Source organism: Brevibacillus panacihumi, from assembly GCF_003710985.1.
Lineage (GTDB): Bacteria > Bacillota > Bacilli > Brevibacillales > Brevibacillaceae > Brevibacillus > Brevibacillus panacihumi.
In genome coordinates this window covers 1-18,363 of record NZ_RHHT01000020.1, presented here as the reverse complement: position 1 = coordinate 18,363, position 18,363 = coordinate 1, and the positions used below count along the sequence as shown (strand labels likewise).

The window sequence follows — 18,363 nt, the reverse complement described above, 5'->3', positions numbered from 1 at the left end:
GGCTGCCACCTTAAATCCTTGCTCTTTTAATTGATGAACCTGAAGATACAACAGTAATTTTTCCACCTTTCCCATCCCCCAGCCAAGCTATGTTGAACAAGTAATCATAGCTTAACTGGGTTACCAAGTGAAAGAAAAAAGTGTTCATTTCTATTTGGCGGATACTGTTGAATTTAGTTTAGCAGTTACAAGGATTGGGTAACCCGGAAAAATCGCATAATATCGCCGTTTACATCTCATCCTGTCCGTAGGAAAACAAGTAATACCTTCTACTACAGTAGAAGTCATAGTAGAATTGTTCAAACCCTTCCCATCTGGGAGGGGCTCTTTACATTGGCGGAAATGTTACTTTGGGATCGCTTTCTTTCGCTGCCCTCATTACTCCATGGTTGCCGGAGGAAAGCAATTTGTCTATACGGCTGATTATATGGATAGATACTAAAGTAAAACCCGCCTCCGATGGCTCGGGGCGGGTCTTTCTTCTTACTTTTTTGTATCATGTATTACGATTATTCGTGATACTCAAAACCGCTGCCAAGTATATAATCGCGAAAACTATGGCCCTAAGGAACGAGTTGCTTGACGTATCGTTGTTGTAAATAGAAACTGAAATTAACACAACGATACACCCGACTATATAAACTAATAGGCCATATAAGATTTTTTTAAACATTATTCTCACCCTTTTTAGTAGTCAAAGCTGTCATAATCAGGTGACGCCATTTCGATATCGGCTGCGTAACTTACAGACATTTCTACAGAAGGTCTAGATCCACTAGAAAAACCCACATTAATACTACTAGCTTGAATTTGAACATGCCCATATTCACCTACTACATTCGCCGAACCGTCATCATCATCTTTATATACTTTTGCTGTTAATACGATTTCATCTTCATCTCTTCCAACTAATAGGTCAATATCATAAGCTATGCCTCCTTCTGGATCTACATCATTTAGTGTGACAACATCTCGTTTCGCCCCAAAGCTAGTCATAACATAGCAGTCATCGTCATACAAAGTAAAATCATCTGACCATGCTAGAGCGATCGCATCTGTAAATTCATAAACAGGATTTGTTAACCATTCTCCGGTTGCAACAAATTTAAAGTTATCTTTTCCTGACTTCTCATAAATTCTTTTTGCAACCACAGTCATTTCAAAATCGTCTGGATCTAAAGTTCTTGTGCCAATTTCATCTTCATTACCGGTATCAAGGTTTCTGGAAACCTTTTTAATACTAACAATCTCCCCATCTTCTTTACTTAATTCATAAATCATAGCATCTGACAGACTATCGATCTGATCTTGTGAAATATCGTCAGAGAATTCCAATTCTTTTAATGCTGCTTTCCGTTCCGAAGCTGTAAATGCTGAAAAATCATCATCTCCGCCTGCAGCAAAGACAGGATTAACCGATAACACTGTCAAAGCTGTTAATACCGCAAAAACTACCTTTTTCATCAATAACAACCCTTATACTTGTAATTTGTTACACAAATAGAATACCACAAGATTTGGTTATAATTGTATCTAATTGAAAAGTTTGTAATAAAATGTGTATTATTATCTATTTTCACAGTACCTTTATCCTGTTTTTTAAACTAAAGTAGACTTCTATTGGCCTATTATCTTTACCTAACAGGAAAGAAAATACACGATAAAACCTTGTCAGGAATACAAATTCGAAGGACGTCAGTCGATCTTATCAAGGTATTAGAGCAGATCGACAAGAGCATATAACAACAAATCCCGCCTCTACAAAAGAAGGGGCGGGTTGACTATTTCCTGTATGCATTCTGGCATATCGTTTTTGGGGCTCCCTACCATGGCTGGTACGGGGTATGCGCGCATCTGATCAGGGTCATATGGCACCAGGAGCGATTGCAGCAATGAGGCATCGTAACGTTCGCGGTCCAGCCATATCTCCTCATCCTCCTGTCGGAGAATGACGGGCATCCGGTCATGAATGTCTTTGAGCACTTCGTTGGGGCGAGTCGTGATGATCGTACATGTGTGGATCTTCTCCCCTTCAGGACTGGACCAGGTGTCAAACAAACCGGCGAAGGCGAAGGGCTCTCCATTCCTCATCATAATTCGCATAGGCTGCTTGCCTGACGGACGCTGTTGCCATTCGTAAAATCCATCAGCAGGTATGATGCAACGTTTACGCTCAAATAGCCGCCGGAATGCAGGCTTTTCTGTCAGTGTCTCGGCCCGGGCGTTGATCATCTTGTAGCCACCCTTTGCGTCTGACGCCCAGGAAGGCACTAGCCCCCAGCGGAGTTGACCGATACGACGCTGGCCCTTGTCTTCAATGATGGCCGGGATGTTCTGGCCGGGCGCAATGTTGTATCGCGGGGGAAGATCAAAGGGAATACTATCGAGTTCGAATCTTTCCATAATCTCGTCTGGACTGACTACAAAGGTAAAACGCCCACACATAAATACCACCTCAACACCATGATACCCAATTCACAGAAAAAACAAAGCCCCGCCTCTTAATGAAGGTGGGCGGTGGTTCTGTTCCAAATCATATAAAAAATCATTACTTCTGGATTAAGAGAACTAGGTGAAGCGAATAACGTTGTTGGTTCGCCAAGTTCCTTCTCAAGAAAAGGCAGTACGCTTGCATTGGGCATATCTCCAGGCTCGCTGACTGACACACATAATGATGTTCCCTCGTTCATGGAAACGCAATAGCCAACTCCAGAATCATATCTTTCCAGCAAATACGTTCGTCGATTTTCCCTTGTACCACCTGAATAGTTTCGAGCAGTTGGCGTTTTACCCTTCTTGGAACATATCCGAATTTTACTTGAACCTCGACCATTTCCATCGTTTTTATCCCCTTACCGAAACGATTTTGTCCATGTGAATCCAAACGCTCTCTTCGTCATTTACCAACTTGATTCGGCGTGCGTTTTCGTCGATCCATTTAACAATGCCCCACAAGGAACACGTCTTGCCCAGCTCACCTTTTACCGGCTGCCACCAGGTAATAGTAACAGCATAATCCTCCCGGGCAGAATCACGGATCATGAAATGGAAAGACTCGAGCTCGTCTTGTTCAAGCATCGGCTGCGGATTCAACTTCTCGTCTTCCTTCATCTGCAAATAAAGAGCCCTTTGCTCCGGCAGCACCCACCTACTCGCACCAAAAATGTTCTCTACCTTGCTTGCCACGTTCCCGGCCCCTTTCTTTCCCACGCTTCCAAGACAGTCATATTGTCTGGCTCGGATCGCTGCCACTCGATATACTCTTCCCGCGCCAGGACTTCCAACACCGTCATGATACCGCCACGATTACGCCCGGTTTTGATACACAATTCATCTACTGTCGGTGTGCGGCGGCGTCCGGCAGAGTAATTCGCGATCACACGTAACACTTTCCGCTCGATATCAGACAGCACGGCCATTCACCACCGGATGGATAGCAAGGATGTTTCCAATTGCAAAGACCCTCGGGGCCTTACGAGTTAGGCAATAAGCTTTCAGGCGATTCCCCGCGACTTTAATTGGTCGTATGGTTCGTTGAGTCGCCTGGTCGTTGCTGCCAACGTAAATGATCTGAACATTTTTTTGCTGACTAATCGCACGTTGAAGTTCTTTTTCCAAGTTGTTCGCCTCCGATACAGAACGTTTGTTTGTATTATATGCGAACGTTAGTTCGGTTATCAAGCCAAAAAAATACTCCACTATAGTGGAGTATCAGGTATTAATTGTTATCTGGCAATTTGAAACGTATCTGCCATACGAATATTGATAACATCCGGGTGGTTTTTAAGCTGACACTCAATTTTCTCGTCCGCTTCTAAAACGACTAAACCTGTCAACTTGGCAATATGAACAATATATCCATATTGTTTTAGAAACTCAAGTCGATTTTTGTCGCGAACTTGCACGAGAAATTGCATCATCATTTAAACACACCTCCACGAGTCTATCCAAGTCAAGCAAACCAAAACCTTGCTCATGTCTTGGCATACCAATTGACTCACATGTCTCATACATTTTTGTAATTATTTGTGCCCTATCTGGATAAATCGAAAATAGGGATGAAAGTATGCCAGTAATTACCGGAGCAGCATATGAAGTTCCGGTATCTGACTCAATTGCAAAACCAGAAGTAAATCTCATTGTAATATCAACATACCCTGGTGCTAATATATTTGGTTTGTCGAAACCAGGTTCCCCAATACTGCTAAAATCAGCTAACATTTTGCTGGGATCCACAGCACCGACAGTTATAACTTTTTCTGCTGCACCAGGACATCCAATGGTGCTAAAGGAATATTGGCCATCATTACCTGCAGCAACAACAACAGTACTTCCCGTTGCATCTACAAAAGCGTTTATATAATTACAAAGTTCACAGGAGCCTTTACAATGGCGTTGAAAGCTTATGGAAAGATTTACAAGATCAACCTCGTGTTCCATAACTTCATCAAGCGCCATGAAAATAAAACCTTCTTTAATGTCATTACCATGATGCCCGATTTTATAGCTTTCTATGAATGCGCGGGGAGAAAAATGATTAATAATTTTCGCTACCCTTGTCCCATGATTATGAACGATGATATTTCCATATCCGGTAAAATCCTTGGAGAATGAAACACTCACCTGTTCTGGCCTTACTCCAGTATCAAGAACTGCTACCTTCATCCCTCCCCAGCCAACTGCGTTGAGCTTTCTGAAGAGAGCATCATTAGATACTGGTGGGTACAATCTTGCGTCGTCGGCTACAAAAAATGTGGAAGCTTCCCGAACCTCATCAAACAAATTTAGCTGTCTAATTTGTTTCGGAGAATCAGCCTCAATAATGTATACTGGGGCCAACTTTGCTTTATGTATTAGTCGGGCAACATTTTGAATAAGTTGCACGTTTTCTTCTTTCAGAAAATGCTGACAAGAACAGATCAAATGCATTTAATTCCGCTCCCTATTCCATCTTTATATCCGTTTTCTTTATGAGGAAAGACGGTGTTAGAATAGAAACGCATAAGCAGTTTCACCAACATGCAGTTCAAAGAATTAGAACTGCATGTTGTGTTCTACGTCGAAACATGGAATTCCTTCTAATAAAAATTATAAATTTTCTCATAGAATGAAAGATTCTTTTTTGTTGTCACCAAAATGACACAAATGTAACGTGGCAATAGAACCCTCCTAAGGATTATCCAGAGGGAGGATTTCTCATACAAAAAGCCCTCCCCGGATCACTCCGAAAAGGGCATGAACATTTCTATCTATAGGTTATCCTTCAAGATAACCGTTTTTGTATTTGCATCCCAACCAACTTTTAAACCAAGCAAAGTTGCTAATGAAGACATCGTGCCGTTTTTTCATGAAAACAACATAGGAAGATTCATAGGATTGGACAAAGGGCTCCCTGCTTCCCAGCAACGAATTGACTTTTTCCACGAACTTGGACATCTCATTCGCGGACACGAAGGAGACCAATCCACACTACCGTTCCTCTTCCGTGAGCTTCAAGAAGAGCAAGTGGAACACTTTATTAGGTATGCCCTCATGCCCTATAACATGATCCAGCGATTGCCACTGCCCGAGTATGAAAGAGACTTCCCGCACTTGATCGCTTCTGAGTTCCGGGTGCCTCTTACCCAAGCGGTTGACCGCTGGGAGCAGATCAAGAGAAGGATCAGCGCGGGGAGGTGGGAGCAGGCTTGCATCGAGCGCGAGCGCAGCCGTTATCGCAAGGCAGACCCAGCAAACTGGTGCGATGACGCCAAAAAAATGTTCCGTCAGGCCATCGACGGAAAAATGAGAAAAGGACAAGGAGTGATTATTCGATGAAGATTCGCGTTTACCATGATTACCATGAAGATAAACTGGTGCCGCTGAAATATGTGATCAGCTTCATGAAAGGCGAGTTGCCTTGGGATCGGGACAAAGTGTTTGTCTCTATTTCTGCCCCTTTTGAACCACTTGGCATCGAGGACTTTTACCCTGACTCCATGGCTCTTACCGTCACCCAAGGAGACTTGATTTTGAGTGCTGACAAGCCAGGTAAATTTGGTATCTACCTTCCTGCTTTAAGACAACGTGCAACTGATGGCGGTGTCGATTACTGGGATGTGGAAAGTTTTATTATCCAGGTAGCCGATCTCGAAGAACTTCTCCAGATGAATGTATTTATTGCATAAGTGAGGTGAAAATTTATGCGTGGAACGGTTCAAAAGAAGGGGAATAAGTGGTACGCGGTTTTATATACCGGGAAGGATGAGCTGACCGGAAAATGGAATCGCAAATGGTTCAGCGGTTTCAAAACCAAAAAAGAAGCGGAAAAATTCCTTGCGGAGAAGGTCTCCGAAGTTGCACAGGGACGATATACAGAGCCCTCCAAGGAAACGTTCGGCGAATATTTGGAAACATGGTTGGAAGATAAAAAGCTGCAGGTAAGGCCCAGTACATGGAAAACGTACGATTGGTTAGCTCGTTGCTATGTAATTCCCCAACTCGGGAAAATGGAGATATCGAAGATTAAGCCTGCAGCACTTCAAAAATTTTATCATCAACTCCAAAATCGTGATGAACCACTTAGTGCCCGAACCGTCATTCAGGTTCATTTACTAATAAAAGCATCACTTGACCGTGCCGTGAAATGGGGAATGATCCCGAATAACCCCACCGGGGCCGTTGATCCCCCGCGATATCGAAAGAAAGAGATGGAAATTTGGACTGAGGATGAGGTAAGAAAATTTCTTGAAGCTGCAGAATCACACCGCTTATTCGGTGCCTTCCATCTTGCTGTATCCACTGGAATGAGAATGGGGGAGATCCTTGGCCTCCGCTGGTCTGATATTGACTTCACCAAGAGAAGCCTTTCTATAAGTCAGGCTTTAGCAATTGGAGAGAAAGGATACGTTCTTCAAGAGCCAAAGACCAAAAGCGGCAAAAGGAGTATTGCTTTATCCCAAAGCTCAATGATTGTGTTAGAGAAGCATAAACGCAAACAGGCAGCAGAAAAACTCCGCGCAGGATCAATTTATAGAGATCAGGGGCTTGTCTTCGCTTCAACAGTTGGAACTCCAATCAACTCCAGGAATTTCGCCCGTGTCTACTATAACCTTCGGAAAAAGGCAGATGTCACTCCTATAAATTTTCACAGCATCCGCCATACTCATGCCTCGCTTATGTTAAAACAGGGTGTTCACCCAAAAGTCGTAAGCGAGCGCCTTGGTCACTCGAATATTTCGATCACCCTCGATACTTATTCTCATGTCATTCCTGGACTCCAACAAGCGGCGATCGATCACTTTGACGACGTTCTTTTCGGATCTCAAACTGTGGATAAAAAAGCAATGGTAGAAGAATAGTAGAAGTCGACCTACAGTTCTCACAGTAGAAGAGGGGCATGAAATAGAAAAAACCGCGCAATCACGCGGCTTTCCAATGGCGTCCCCGAGAGGATTCGAACCTCCGACCTACAGTTTAGGAAACCGTTGCTCTATCCTGCTGAGCTACGGGGACACAGTTTTCTTTTCCCACTCTCCATTATAAAAAGAGTTGCGCCGTTTGGCAAATGGAGGACCAAGGCAATCAAGCCCTGATCCTCGAAAAACCGTTCATTCGATTTAATGATGTGTAAACTGCTCTTCCTCAGTCGATCCGGTTAGTGCCGTTGTCGAGGAGTTTCCTCCCGCGATCACCTGTGCGATCTCATCGAAATACCCGGTACCGACCTCACGCTGATGGCGCGTAGCGGTGTAGCCATGCACCTCGCTCGCGAACTCTGCCTGCTGCAGCTCGGAGTATGCTGCCATGCCGCGTTCACGGTAGTTTCGTGCCAACTCAAACATGCCGTAGTTGAGCGCATGGAAGCCAGCCAAGGTAACGAATTGGAACTTGTAGCCCATCTCGCCCAGCTCTTCCTGGAAGCGAGCGATGGATGCGTCATCCAGCTTCTTCTTCCAGTTGAAGGAAGGAGAGCAGTTGTACGCCAGCAGCTTCCCGGGGAACTGCGCATGAATCGCCTCGGCAAAGCGGCGGGCTTCCTCCAGATTGGGTTCGGCTGTCTCGCACCAGATCAGATCGGCGTATGGAGCGTAGGCGAGTCCGCGGGCAATTGCTGCATCCAGCCCGCCGCGCAGGCGGAAGAAGCCTTCTGGTGTGCGTTCGCCTGTGAGAAACGGTTTATCCTGCTCATCGATGTCGCTTGTGATCAGAAAAGCGCCATTGGCGTCGGTACGAGCCACGATAATCGTCGGTACGCCCATCACGTCGGCCGCAAACCGCGCAGCGACGAGATTGCGCACAGCAGCTTGTGTCGGGATCAGAACCTTGCCGCCCATATGCCCGCATTTTTTCTCGGAAGCCAGTTGATCCTCGAAGTGAACCCCCGCTGCCCCTGCCTCGATCATACCCTTCATCAGCTCGAATACATTGAGCGGTCCGCCAAAGCCCGCTTCCGCATCTGCCACGATCGGCGCGAACCAATGCGTATCGGTGCCGCCTTCCGATTGATCGATCTGATCTGCGCGCTGCAATGCCTGATTGATTCGTTTGACTACCTGCGGTACGCTGTTGGCCGGGTACAAGCTCTGGTCCGGGTACATCTGCCCCGCCAGATTGGCGTCAGCCGCTACCTGCCAGCCGCTCAGATAGATTGCCTTCAGGCCTGCCTTCACTTGTTGGATCGCCTGATTCCCGGTCAACGCACCGAGCGCCTTGATGTGGTGCTCCGTATGCAGCAGATGCCACAGCCTTTCCGCACCCAGCCGGGCCAATGTGTGCTCTACCTGCACGCTTCCACGAAGCCGAATGACATCCTCTGCTTTATAAGGGCGCGTAATCCCCCTGAACCGCTCTCCCTGCCAGATTTGCTCCAATTGTTGAATCGCTTCCTGCTTGTTTGTTTTACTCATGTACGTTTCCCCCACTCGTTTTATTGGTTTAAGCTAAATAGCGATAGCCCGGTATGGTTAAGAAATCTTCAAATGTATCCTCTGTCACCAGCTTCAGGAACAGCTCTCCTGCCACCTGGAACATGCCTTGCTGATACCGCTCCTCTCCCAGCTCCTGCTTCATCAGATGCATCTCCTCGCTGGTCCACTGTCTTACCAACCCGATCGTGATCTTGCGCCCGTCAGGCAATACGCCTTTGGGATGGCGAATCCATTGCCACACCTGCGCCCGGGAAATTTCCGCCGTCGCCGCGTCTTCCATCAGATTGCGGATCGGAACCGCACCCGCACCGCGCAACCAAGCTTCGATATACTGGATGCCGACGCTGATGTTGGTGCGCACCCCTTCCTCGCTGATCTCGCCGGCTGGCACCGCCAGCAGATCCGCAGCAGACACCTGGACGTCTTCGCGTTTGTACCAGATCTGATTGGGTTCTCGCATTAAGCGATCGAACACCTCCATCGCCACCTTGACCAATCCCGGATGGGCTACCCACGTGCCATCATGACCGTCGTACGCTTCCCGCTCCTTATCCGCGCGCACCTTCGCCAACGCTTCCTCATTTTTGACCGGGTCGTTCTTGACCGGGATCTGCGCTGCCATGCCGCCGATGCATGGAGCCATCCGTTTGTGGCAAGTCTTTACTGCCAAGGTGGTGTATGCCTTCATGAAAGGAACCGTCATCGTCACCTGCGAACGATCGGGCAAAATGACAGCAGGCTGATTTCTTAACTTTTTAATGTAACTAAAAATGTAATCCCATCTGCCGCAATTGAGTCCGGAGCTGTGTTCCCGCAGCTCATACAGGATCTCATCCATTTCAAAAGCAGCCATAATCGTCTCGATCAACACCGTCGCCCGAATCGTTCCTTGGGGGATATTTACTTCCTCTTGTGCAAACACAAACACGTCATTCCACAGCCGCGCCTCCAGATGGCTCTCCAGCTTTGGCAAGTAAAAATAAGGAGCAGTGCCTTGCGCCAGCAATGGCTGGACGTTGTGATAGAAGTACAGACCAAAATCGACGAAACTCGCGGATACCGGTTTCCCGTCCAGCAAAATGTGCTTTTCCTCCATGTGCAAGCCGCGCGGGCGGACCTTCAGGACTGCTGTTTTTTCATTCAATGTGTACTGCTTCTTTTCCGGACTGGTATACGAAATCGTACGCCGCACCGCATCCTTCATATTGATCTGTCCCTGAATCGTATTGATCCATGTCGGAGAGTTGGCGTCTTCAAAGTCAGCCATGAAAAGCCGCGCCCCGGAGTTCAAGGCATTGATCACCATTTTCCGGTCACCGGCAGGACCCGTAATCTCCACTCTGCGGTCCAGCAGGTCGGCGGGCAAAGGAGCTACCGTCCAGTCTCCCTCACGAATGGCAGCTGTCTGGGGAAGAAAATCAGGCAATATTCCCTCGTCGATTTGCGCCTGCCGCTCCTCTCGTTTGGCCAGCAGCTCCAAACGCCGATCTCCAAAGTTTCGCTCCAATTTGCCAATGAACTGGAGTGCTTCAGGGGTAAGAATCTCTTCATAACCCGGCAGCATTTCCGCGTCAATGACGATTGGATATGGATTGGTTGGAATCATACTCAAGCAAAGCTCCCCCTTTTCGAAATTCTGTTATTATGGTACAGATCGTATAAGTGTAAATTATTATAGTACAGATACTGCAAAAAAAATGGTCCTACTCGATGTTCCCGCTTCCGCTGCAATGGCTGCAGCAAACATGACCATCTCCCTTGCAGTGATGGCATGCCGTACCGTTCCCATCTTGACCGATCCCTCCGCAACGCGGGCAATTCTGTTCGCCATTTCCTTCACACCTGTAACAATTCATATCTCCTATCCTCCCATTTCTGTATTAAAACAATATTCTCAACTTTTGAATTTATTATATAACAGTGATTCGAACTGTGCAACAACAATTTCCAAAAAATTATCTGTGTTAGTACACAAAGAAAAACAGCCCTGTCCATTCCGGATCAGAGCTGTTGATTTGATTATCTGTTGCAACTATGCCTTTGGCGTAATTTTTTCAATGCCTCCCATGTACGGACGCAATACTTCCGGGATGGTGACAGACCCGTCTGCCTCCTGGTAGTTCTCCAGGATTGCGGCTACGGTGCGCCCAATCGCCAAGCCGGAGCCGTTCAGGGTGTGTACAAATTCCGGTTTGCTCTTGCTGTCGCGACGGAAGCGAATATTGGCGCGGCGAGCCTGGAACGCTTCAAAGTTGGAGCAAGAAGAGATCTCCCGATACGTGTTGTTGCTAGGAATCCACACTTCCAGATCGTACTTCTTGGCGGCAGTAAAGCCCAGATCACCCGTGCACATGCTCAGCACACGATACGGCAGGCCCAGCAATTGCAGTACGCGCTCTGCATCCTTCACCAGCTTTTCCAATTCTTCATACGAATCTTCCGGTTTGACGAACTTCACCATTTCCACCTTGTTAAATTGGTGCTGGCGGATCAGGCCCCGGGTGTCGCGTCCCGCGGATCCCGCTTCCGAACGGAAACAAGCACTGTATGCCGCATAGTAGAGCGGCAATTCAGCCCCGTCGAGGATCTCGTCACGATGCATGTTGGTGACAGGCACTTCTGCTGTCGGAATCAGGAAGTAATCAGGTCCATCGAGTTTGAACGCATCCTCCTCAAACTTCGGCAATTGCCCGGTCCCTGTCATGCTGGCGCGGTTGACGATAAACGGCGGCAGGATTTCTTCATACCCGTGTTCGGTGGTATGCAAATCGAGCATGAAGCTGATCAGCGCACGCTCCAAGCGCGCTCCCAAGCCTTTGTAAAAGACAAAGCGGCTGCCTGTTACCTTGGCTGCTGTCTCGAAGTCGAGAATGCCCGCCTGGGTAGCCAAATCCCAGTGTGCCTTGGTCTCAAAGCCAAAATTGCGGGGCTCTCCCCAGGTCCATGCCACTACGTTGTCATCCTCGGACGTACCTATCGGTGTGCTTTCGTGCGGCAGGTTTGGCAGGCTCAGCAAAATCAGTTCCTGCTGCTCATCGAGTTGACGAAGTTCTTCATCCAGCACTTTGATGCGCTCGTTTACTTCTTTCATCTCCGCGATCAGGCTGTCTGCATTCTCCTTGTTGCGCTTCATGACAGCAACCTGCTCGGAGACGGTGTTGCGTTTATTTTTCAAGGTTTCTGCTTCCTGAATCACATGGCGGCGCTTCTCGTCCACTTCTGCGAACTGATCCAAAGCAGAGATGTCTTCATTGCGAGCGGACAAGCGGCGCTTTACTTCCTCCAGGTCTTGTCGCAGTACTTTTACGTCCAACATTACGAATCCCTCCACATCGACATCGAATAAAAAAACAAAAAACACCCGTCCCCTGATAAGGGACGAGTGCTGGTTACCCGCGTTGCCACCCTCGTTGACAGAAGCTCCTGAATCACAGCTATCTGTCCACTCTTCCGTCATAACGGGACGGGGACCGGACAAGTTATACCTTGCCACTCCGAGATGGATTCCTTCACAAGCTGGATCGGTTTGCACCAACCACCGACTCTCTAGGCCAGACCTTGTTGAAGTACTAGTTCTCATCAACGTGTTCGCACAGTTTACAACATCTAACTTCTATTGTTAACTGTACTACAGGTTCTATACCTGTGTAAAGAGCGGCTGTATTCCTCTCTTTGGCATTTACGCCTTTTTGGCTTCCTTCACCATATCGAGGAAATACTTGTGTAAACGCGTATCTTCCGTCAACTCCGGATGAAAGGCAGCAGCCAGATAATGTCTATCGCGTGCGACGACGATTTTATCCTCGTGTTTGGCCAATACCTGTCCGGCTTCCCCTACATGCTTGAGGTAAGGAGCCCGGATAAAAACGGCCGGATAATCAGCAGCGACTCCGACTACTGGCAGGTTGACCTCAAAGCTGTCCTTTTGCCGGCCAAATGCATTACGCGCTACCTTTATATCCATCAAGCCGAGATGCGCGTCCAATTGTCCTTCGATTTCCTTGGCCAACAGAATCGCGCCAGCACAAGTGCCGAAGATTGGCTTGCCCGCTTCGCCGAACTTTCGAACCGCGTCCATCAACCCGTACTTGTGCATCAGCTTGCTGATCGTCGTACTCTCACCGCCGGGAATGACCAGGCCGTCCAGATCTTGCAACTCCTCCACCCTTTTTACGGAGACGGCTGTTGCACCTACCTCTTCCAACATTCGCAGATGTTCGATGACTGCACCCTGCAGAGCAAGAACCCCAATTTTCATCATGATCACCTTACCAGCCGCGATCTTGCATGCGGTCTACTTCACGGATTTTGGAGATCTCAATTCCCTGCATGGGGGTACCCAACCCTTTGGATACACGAGCGATCAGTTCGTAATCGGTATAGTGGGTAGTGGCTTCTACGATGGCACGAGCGAATTTTTCCGGATTGTCGGACTTGAAGATGCCAGATCCTACGAACACGCCTTCAGACCCGAGCTGCATCATCAGGGCTGCGTCGGCAGGTGTTGCAATTCCGCCTGCGGCAAAGTTCACGACCGGGAGTTTGCCATTTTTGTGCACATACTCCAGCAGTTCATAAGGCGCACCCAGATTCTTGGCTTCCGCCATCAGCTCATCATAGGACATCGCCTGTACTTTGCGAATTTGCGCCATCATGGTACGCATGTGGCGAACGGCTTCCACGATATTACCGGTACCAGGCTCTCCCTTGGTACGAATCATCGAAGCCCCTTCGCCGATACGACGCAGCGCTTCGCCCAGATCACGCGCGCCACATACAAACGGTACAGTAAATTCTTTTTTATTGATATGGTACAAGTCGTCAGCCGGAGTCAACACTTCACTCTCATCGAGATAGTCCACACCCATCGACTCCAGCACACGCGCTTCCACGAAATGACCGATGCGTGCTTTTGCCATGACGGGAATCGAGACAGCCTTCAATACTTCCTCGACAATGCCAAGATCAGCCATACGCGCAACGCCGCCTGCTGCACGAATATCAGAAGGCACGCGCTCCAAAGCCATTACGGCAACAGCACCAGCCGCTTCCGCAATTTTTGCCTGCTCCGCATTCACGACGTCCATAATGACGCCGCCTTTTTGCATTTCAGCCATTCCTCGTTTTACGCGGTCCGTTCCTACTTGTGCCATGTTATTTCCCCCTACGTGGTGAAGTTGGAACCATAACTGTTATGTGGTGTTATGGTTGAAGTTACGCTCATTGTAAACCAAAGCGCAGAGGGAAACAACACTTTCTTTATTTTCCGCTGCTGAACAATCCGCTGAAGAATTGGATGATGCTGCGGAAAAATAGACGAATCCAGCTCGCCTCTTCTACTTCCTGTGCGGCTACTACGTCGAAAGAAGCCTTTTCCATGTCCTCTTTTTGGAGGTAATCTGACTCTTGTACGCCTTCTTCCTTCAGAACCAGCTTCCCGACTACCTGATCCTTCGCAATTGGTGCGGCCAGCTGTTGGAAGGTGACCGTCGGGGTAAATTTCGTTTCAGCCCCGATTTTGGTCAGCATTTTTACCTCGCTGCCTGTCACGACGGGAACAGTCAGCTCGACGCCATTTGTCAGCGGAGCGGATTCAAAACCGGCAACCGATGCACCCTTGTCCATCTGTTTTGTCAATTTAAAGTTGCTAAAACCGTAGTCGAACATCTTTTTGGTTTCGACAAAACGCTTTGTATTGCTTTCTGTCCCCATTACTACACTGATCAAACGCATGCCATCGCGCTCGGCTGTTCCGGTAAAACAGTATTTTGCCGCGTCTGTATAACCGGTCTTCAATCCGTCTACACCTTCATAGAAGCTGTTCAGTCCGGGAAGCATCCAGTTGTAGTTTGCTTTTTTCAATTCCTGCGGGGAACCGGCACGGAATGTAAAGCGGGGAACTTTCGATACTTCCAAGGCCTCTGGGAAATCTCGGATCAACGCACGGGCGAGGATTGCCGAGTCACGTGCAGACATCAGGTTTTCGGTCTGATCGGTATCCACCGAGTATGGACCAAGTTCATTTGCAGGCAAACCAGTGGAGGTAACGAAGGAGGTGTTGGTCATTCCCAACTCTGCTGCTTTCTTGTTCATCATCTGTACAAAATTAGACTCGCTGCCCGCGACTTTTTCGGCAAGCAGGACTGTAGCGTCGTTCGCAGAAACGATTGCCATAGCTTCATACAATTGTTTAACCGTAAAAGATTCTCCTGCGTTCAGGTAGACGCCAGAAGCATCCGAGATTTTAGCTACATAGAACGCATATTCACTGACAGGCACGACATCATCCCAGCTGATCTTCTTTTGCTTGACTGCCTCTTGAATCAAGTACTCCGACATGATTTTGCTCATGCTGGCCGGAGGAAGGGGCTGATCCGGGTTATTGCTGTAAAGCACTTTTCCCGTGGAAGCCTCGACTAGAATTGCTGACTTAGCGGCCAAATCCAGATTTGCAGGGGCCGCCTGTGCCTGTGTTGCCATTCCCGTCATAGCTGTAACTAATACAGCGACAGAAAGGTATAGACTCATTAACCGTCTTGTCCATGTTTTTCGTTTCATTGCCATTTCTCACTCTCCCACTTCTGTCGATTTTGTCTTTGGTGAATTGGTTGGCATTGCTGATCATACGCACAATTGTAAGTGTACCATAGGAAGCATGCGTGATTGAAGCTAGTAAAAACCCCCTTTCTCTTCACGAAAAAGGGGGAGTAGGTCAAAAGAACTGTTTACTAGGAAATGGAATAGTTAGGAGCCTCTTTGGTAATTTGAACATCATGCGGGTGGCTTTCGCGCAGGCCAGCTCCCGTGATTCGGATGAATTGGCCATTCTCGATCAAATCCTGGATCGTTTTGGTTCCGCAATACCCCATGCCGGCGCGCAATCCCCCGATCAGCTGATACGTTACCTCCGCCAAAGGTCCTTTGTATGGGACGCGCCCTTCAATGCCTTCCGGTACAAGCTTTTGCTCATTTTCCTGGAAATATCGATCCTTGCTGCCTGCCTTCATCGCGCCGATCGAGCCCATACCACGATATACCTTGAACCGGCGCCCTTGATAAATTTCAAATTCTCCCGGGCTTTCTTCCGTACCCGCAAACAAGCTGCCGATCATAATCGCCGATGCGCCTGCTGCGATAGCTTTTGGCAAATCGCCTGAGTATTTAATGCCGCCGTCGGCAATAATTGGAATGTTGTACTTGCGCGCTACCTGTGCACAGTCGTAGATCGCCGTGATTTGCGGCACTCCAATACCTGCTACTACACGCGTCGTGCAAATGGATCCAGGGCCGATCCCTACTTTAACCACGGAGGCACCCGCTTCGATCAGTTCACGGGTAGCTTCTCCGGTCGCGACGTTTCCTGCAACGATGGTCAGTTGCGGATATTGCTTGCGAATCTCTTTTACCGTATCGATCACGCCTTTGGAGTGACCGTGTGCAGTGTCTATGACCAGTACATCCACACCTGCCTTTACCAATGCAGCAGCACGGTCGAAGGTGTCGGCAGATACACCTACCGCCGCTCCGCACAGCAAACGGCCTTGCAGATCTTTTGCCGCATTCGGGTACTGGATGTTTTTCTCGATATCTTTAATGGTAATCAGACCCTGCAAGATGTTTTGTTCATCCACCAACGGGAGTTTTTCGATCTTATGTTTTTGCAAAATGGCTTCCGCCTGCTGCAAGGTCGTCCCTACAGGAGCGGTGACCAGGTTTTCCTTGGTCATTACGTCTTTGATCGGGGTAGAGAAATCATGGACAAAACGCATGTCGCGGTTCGTCAAAATTCCGATCAGTTGGTTTCCCTCGTCGACGATCGGGACTCCGGAAATGCGGAATTTGCCCATCAACGCATCGGCATCGGCCACGGTATGATGCTGCGACAAGGAAAATGGATTGGTAATTACACCGCTTTCCGAGCGTTTGACTCGATCCACTTCACTCGCTTGCTGCTCGATCGTCATGTTTTTATGAATAATCCCGATACCGCCCTGCCGCGCCATTGCAATGGCCAACGCAGATTCAGTCACCGTGTCCATACCCGCGCTGATGAGAGGGATGTTTAGTGTTACAGTATCGCTTAGCTTTGTACGCAAATCTACGTCACGAGGCAATACCTCGGACTTTCCTGGTATGAGCAACACGTCGTCAAATGTTAAACCCTCTTTGACAAATTTATCTTCCCGCACTGCTGAAAACTCCTCTCGGCGAATAGTTTAAGACAGTTTATCAAATGGCATAATTTACTGTCAAGAAATCAACAGATCGTTCGGCTATGAACGGAATTATACAGATTAGTCAAAAAAATAACGGGGTTTACAACACATAAAACGAAAATTATAGGTGATCGTATATGGATTCTGCTTGGGATATGCTGCGCTTTTTTGAAACGGAACCAACTGCCCGGAAATACTTGGCTCGTTGTTATCAAAACGAAAACCGGGAAAATCCCGACCGGCTTGCTTTTCAACAAAGTACTCGTTTCCTTTACCTATGGAGGCAGGCGCGGCTGCTATACAGTACAGCAGCCAAAGCCGATTTATCGATACAGCCCCTTCTCCTCTTTTACGGTTGTACCTGTCTGTTGAAAGGCATGTTGATCACTCGTGACCCAGCGTATCCGCAAAACAGCCGGGTACTTCAGCATGGAGTGACGACCAGAAAGGTGAAGCGCAGCCCTTATGTGTTGACCGAAGACGAAGTTCGGCCGCAAAAGGAAGGCTTCTTCTCCCATCTCGCTCAACGCTTTCACTTGACGCCTCTTCGCGATCGTTACCACGTCCATGATTTATTTGTCTCACTAGCGGAAATGAGCGACATCTATGCCCACTTTACAGATCAGCACCCTCAATGGGTTCCGCTTGAGCTTTCCTTTGTTGGGACAGAGAAGGGAAAGGGGGCCTCTTTTGCTGCGGTTCCCTATTGCCACATCACTTTCCCGGTAACGGCAGAGGGTCCCCTCGCCTATTCGAGTGATACATTCATTCAGTATATTCGCCGTTTCGCACCTGCAGCAATCTCATTGGAAATGACGGACCAGGGAACTGGTCAAGGCAAGCGATTGATCCTCCCTCAGTTTGCCCTTTCCCAATTGGAACAACACCCGTTATTTTATCATCGGGACCATAAGCTTTTCTTTTGGAACGGCTCGACGGAATTTCTCCCTCTTCCGCAATGGGCCAGTCATTATCTGCTGCTTTATCTTCTGGGAATGCTTTGTCGTTATGAAACAGAGTGGTGGGGAGAAATGACCATGTCTCACAGTATGTCCGAGCGATATATAATCGAGCGTTTCCTTGCCCACCACATGTCCATTTTTCCCTCGCTGGTCGTCAAACAGATTCCTTCCCTTTATGTTCATTTCTGAACGACAAAAAAGCCTTCCTGTCCGATTGACGAACAAGAAGGCTATCCGTTATTCCTTCAAAACTGGATCTGCATGAATGCTTATGGA

General features: G+C 48.0%; 20 protein-coding genes, 1 tRNA gene and 1 other annotated feature. Of the genes, 4 read left to right on the top strand and 17 right to left on the bottom strand.

Features of this window, described 5'->3' with window-relative positions; genetic code table 11:
- Window positions 1-687 precede the first annotated feature (687 nt).
- The 8 genes from EDM58_RS10200 to EDM58_RS10170 all read right to left on the bottom strand — a co-directional run bounded on the left by EDM58_RS10200 (window position 688) and on the right by EDM58_RS10170 (window position 4,929).
- Complete coding sequence (locus EDM58_RS10200; protein WP_122913261.1) at window positions 688-1,464, bottom strand: hypothetical protein; 777 nt, start codon at window positions 1,462-1,464, stop codon at window positions 688-690.
- A 294-nt stretch (window positions 1,465-1,758) separates the two neighbouring features.
- Window positions 1,759-2,445 (bottom strand): SOS response-associated peptidase, encoded by a 687-nt coding sequence (locus tag EDM58_RS10195; RefSeq protein ID WP_122913260.1) that lies wholly within the window; start codon window positions 2,443-2,445, stop codon window positions 1,759-1,761.
- Window positions 2,446-2,686: 241 nt separating this feature from the next.
- On the bottom strand, window positions 2,687-2,839 hold the full coding sequence (locus EDM58_RS25675; RefSeq protein ID WP_183187473.1) for a hypothetical protein: 153 nt from the start codon (window positions 2,837-2,839) through the stop codon (window positions 2,687-2,689).
- A gap of 5 nt (window positions 2,840-2,844) precedes the next feature.
- On the bottom strand, window positions 2,845-3,186 hold the full coding sequence (locus EDM58_RS10190; protein WP_122913259.1) for a YolD-like family protein: 342 nt from the start codon (window positions 3,184-3,186) through the stop codon (window positions 2,845-2,847).
- Window positions 3,171-3,419, bottom strand: coding sequence for a LexA family transcriptional regulator (locus EDM58_RS10185; RefSeq protein ID WP_425455614.1), 249 nt, complete (start codon window positions 3,417-3,419; stop codon window positions 3,171-3,173). Before EDM58_RS10185 ends, EDM58_RS10190 begins: the two co-directional genes overlap by 16 nt.
- The gene (locus tag EDM58_RS10180) at window positions 3,403-3,618 is read right to left on the bottom strand and encodes a WYL domain-containing protein (protein ID WP_122913263.1); all 216 of its coding nucleotides are present in this window, start codon (window positions 3,616-3,618) and stop codon (window positions 3,403-3,405) included. Before EDM58_RS10180 ends, EDM58_RS10185 begins: the two co-directional genes overlap by 17 nt.
- A 107-nt stretch (window positions 3,619-3,725) precedes the next feature.
- The gene (locus tag EDM58_RS10175) at window positions 3,726-3,923 is read right to left on the bottom strand and encodes a hypothetical protein (RefSeq protein ID WP_122913257.1); all 198 of its coding nucleotides are present in this window, start codon (window positions 3,921-3,923) and stop codon (window positions 3,726-3,728) included.
- Entirely contained in the window at window positions 3,877-4,929 is a 1,053-nt protein-coding gene (locus EDM58_RS10170; RefSeq protein ID WP_122913256.1) for a S8 family peptidase, read from the bottom strand. The genes EDM58_RS10175 and EDM58_RS10170 overlap by 47 nt, the downstream gene beginning before the upstream one ends.
- Window positions 4,930-5,235: 306 nt before the next feature.
- On the opposite strand from EDM58_RS10170, the gene EDM58_RS10165 reads away from it, so the two are divergent.
- The 3 genes from EDM58_RS10165 to EDM58_RS10155 are packed head-to-tail and all read left to right on the top strand — an operon-like array spanning window position 5,236 to window position 7,340.
- Window positions 5,236-5,817, top strand: coding sequence for an ImmA/IrrE family metallo-endopeptidase (locus EDM58_RS10165; RefSeq protein ID WP_122913255.1), 582 nt, complete (start codon window positions 5,236-5,238; stop codon window positions 5,815-5,817).
- On the top strand, window positions 5,814-6,167 hold the full coding sequence (locus tag EDM58_RS10160) for a hypothetical protein (RefSeq protein ID WP_122913254.1): 354 nt from the start codon (window positions 5,814-5,816) through the stop codon (window positions 6,165-6,167). The genes EDM58_RS10165 and EDM58_RS10160 overlap by 4 nt, the downstream gene beginning before the upstream one ends.
- 15 nt (window positions 6,168-6,182) lie before the next feature.
- Window positions 6,183-7,340, top strand: coding sequence for a site-specific integrase (locus tag EDM58_RS10155; RefSeq protein WP_122913253.1), 1,158 nt, complete (start codon window positions 6,183-6,185; stop codon window positions 7,338-7,340).
- 77 nt (window positions 7,341-7,417) lie between these two features.
- Here the strand turns inward: EDM58_RS10155 and EDM58_RS10150 are convergent.
- The 9 genes from EDM58_RS10150 to guaB all read right to left on the bottom strand — a co-directional run bounded on the left by EDM58_RS10150 (window position 7,418) and on the right by guaB (window position 17,098).
- Window positions 7,418-7,494: transfer RNA gene (locus tag EDM58_RS10150), tRNA-Arg, on the bottom strand.
- A gap of 104 nt (window positions 7,495-7,598) precedes the next feature.
- Window positions 7,599-8,888 (bottom strand): isocitrate lyase, encoded by a 1,290-nt coding sequence (aceA, locus tag EDM58_RS10145; RefSeq protein WP_122913252.1) that lies wholly within the window; start codon window positions 8,886-8,888, stop codon window positions 7,599-7,601.
- Between the two features lie 28 nt (window positions 8,889-8,916).
- Complete coding sequence (gene aceB, locus EDM58_RS10140) at window positions 8,917-10,521, bottom strand: malate synthase A (protein ID WP_122913251.1); 1,605 nt, start codon at window positions 10,519-10,521, stop codon at window positions 8,917-8,919.
- A gap of 60 nt (window positions 10,522-10,581) precedes the next feature.
- Window positions 10,582-10,740: a hypothetical protein gene (locus EDM58_RS25670; RefSeq protein WP_023559004.1), complete on the bottom strand. Its 159-nt coding sequence runs from the start codon at window positions 10,738-10,740 to the stop codon at window positions 10,582-10,584.
- Between the two features lie 201 nt (window positions 10,741-10,941).
- Window positions 10,942-12,225, bottom strand: a complete 1,284-nt coding sequence (gene serS, locus EDM58_RS10135; protein ID WP_122913250.1) for a serine--tRNA ligase — start codon at window positions 12,223-12,225, stop codon at window positions 10,942-10,944.
- Between the two features lie 55 nt (window positions 12,226-12,280).
- Window positions 12,281-12,501, bottom strand: a binding site (T-box leader).
- 87 nt (window positions 12,502-12,588) lie between these two features.
- Window positions 12,589-13,167: a pyridoxal 5'-phosphate synthase glutaminase subunit PdxT gene (gene pdxT / locus EDM58_RS10130; RefSeq protein WP_122913249.1), complete on the bottom strand. Its 579-nt coding sequence runs from the start codon at window positions 13,165-13,167 to the stop codon at window positions 12,589-12,591.
- A 10-nt stretch (window positions 13,168-13,177) separates the two neighbouring features.
- Window positions 13,178-14,062, bottom strand: a complete 885-nt coding sequence (pdxS, locus tag EDM58_RS10125; protein ID WP_023559007.1) for a pyridoxal 5'-phosphate synthase lyase subunit PdxS — start codon at window positions 14,060-14,062, stop codon at window positions 13,178-13,180.
- 106 nt (window positions 14,063-14,168) lie between these two features.
- Window positions 14,169-15,467: a D-alanyl-D-alanine carboxypeptidase family protein gene (locus EDM58_RS10120; RefSeq protein WP_122913262.1), complete on the bottom strand. Its 1,299-nt coding sequence runs from the start codon at window positions 15,465-15,467 to the stop codon at window positions 14,169-14,171.
- A 170-nt stretch (window positions 15,468-15,637) separates the two neighbouring features.
- Window positions 15,638-17,098 (bottom strand): IMP dehydrogenase, encoded by a 1,461-nt coding sequence (gene guaB / locus EDM58_RS10115; RefSeq protein ID WP_122913248.1) that lies wholly within the window; start codon window positions 17,096-17,098, stop codon window positions 15,638-15,640.
- A 164-nt stretch (window positions 17,099-17,262) separates the two neighbouring features.
- Here guaB and EDM58_RS10110 point away from each other — a divergent pair, with 164 nt between their 5' ends.
- Window positions 17,263-18,276 carry a YaaC family protein gene (locus tag EDM58_RS10110; protein WP_122913247.1) on the top strand — a complete coding sequence of 338 codons (1,014 nt, stop codon included), beginning with the start codon at window positions 17,263-17,265 and terminating at the stop codon, window positions 18,274-18,276.
- Window positions 18,277-18,363: the final 87 nt, after the last annotated feature.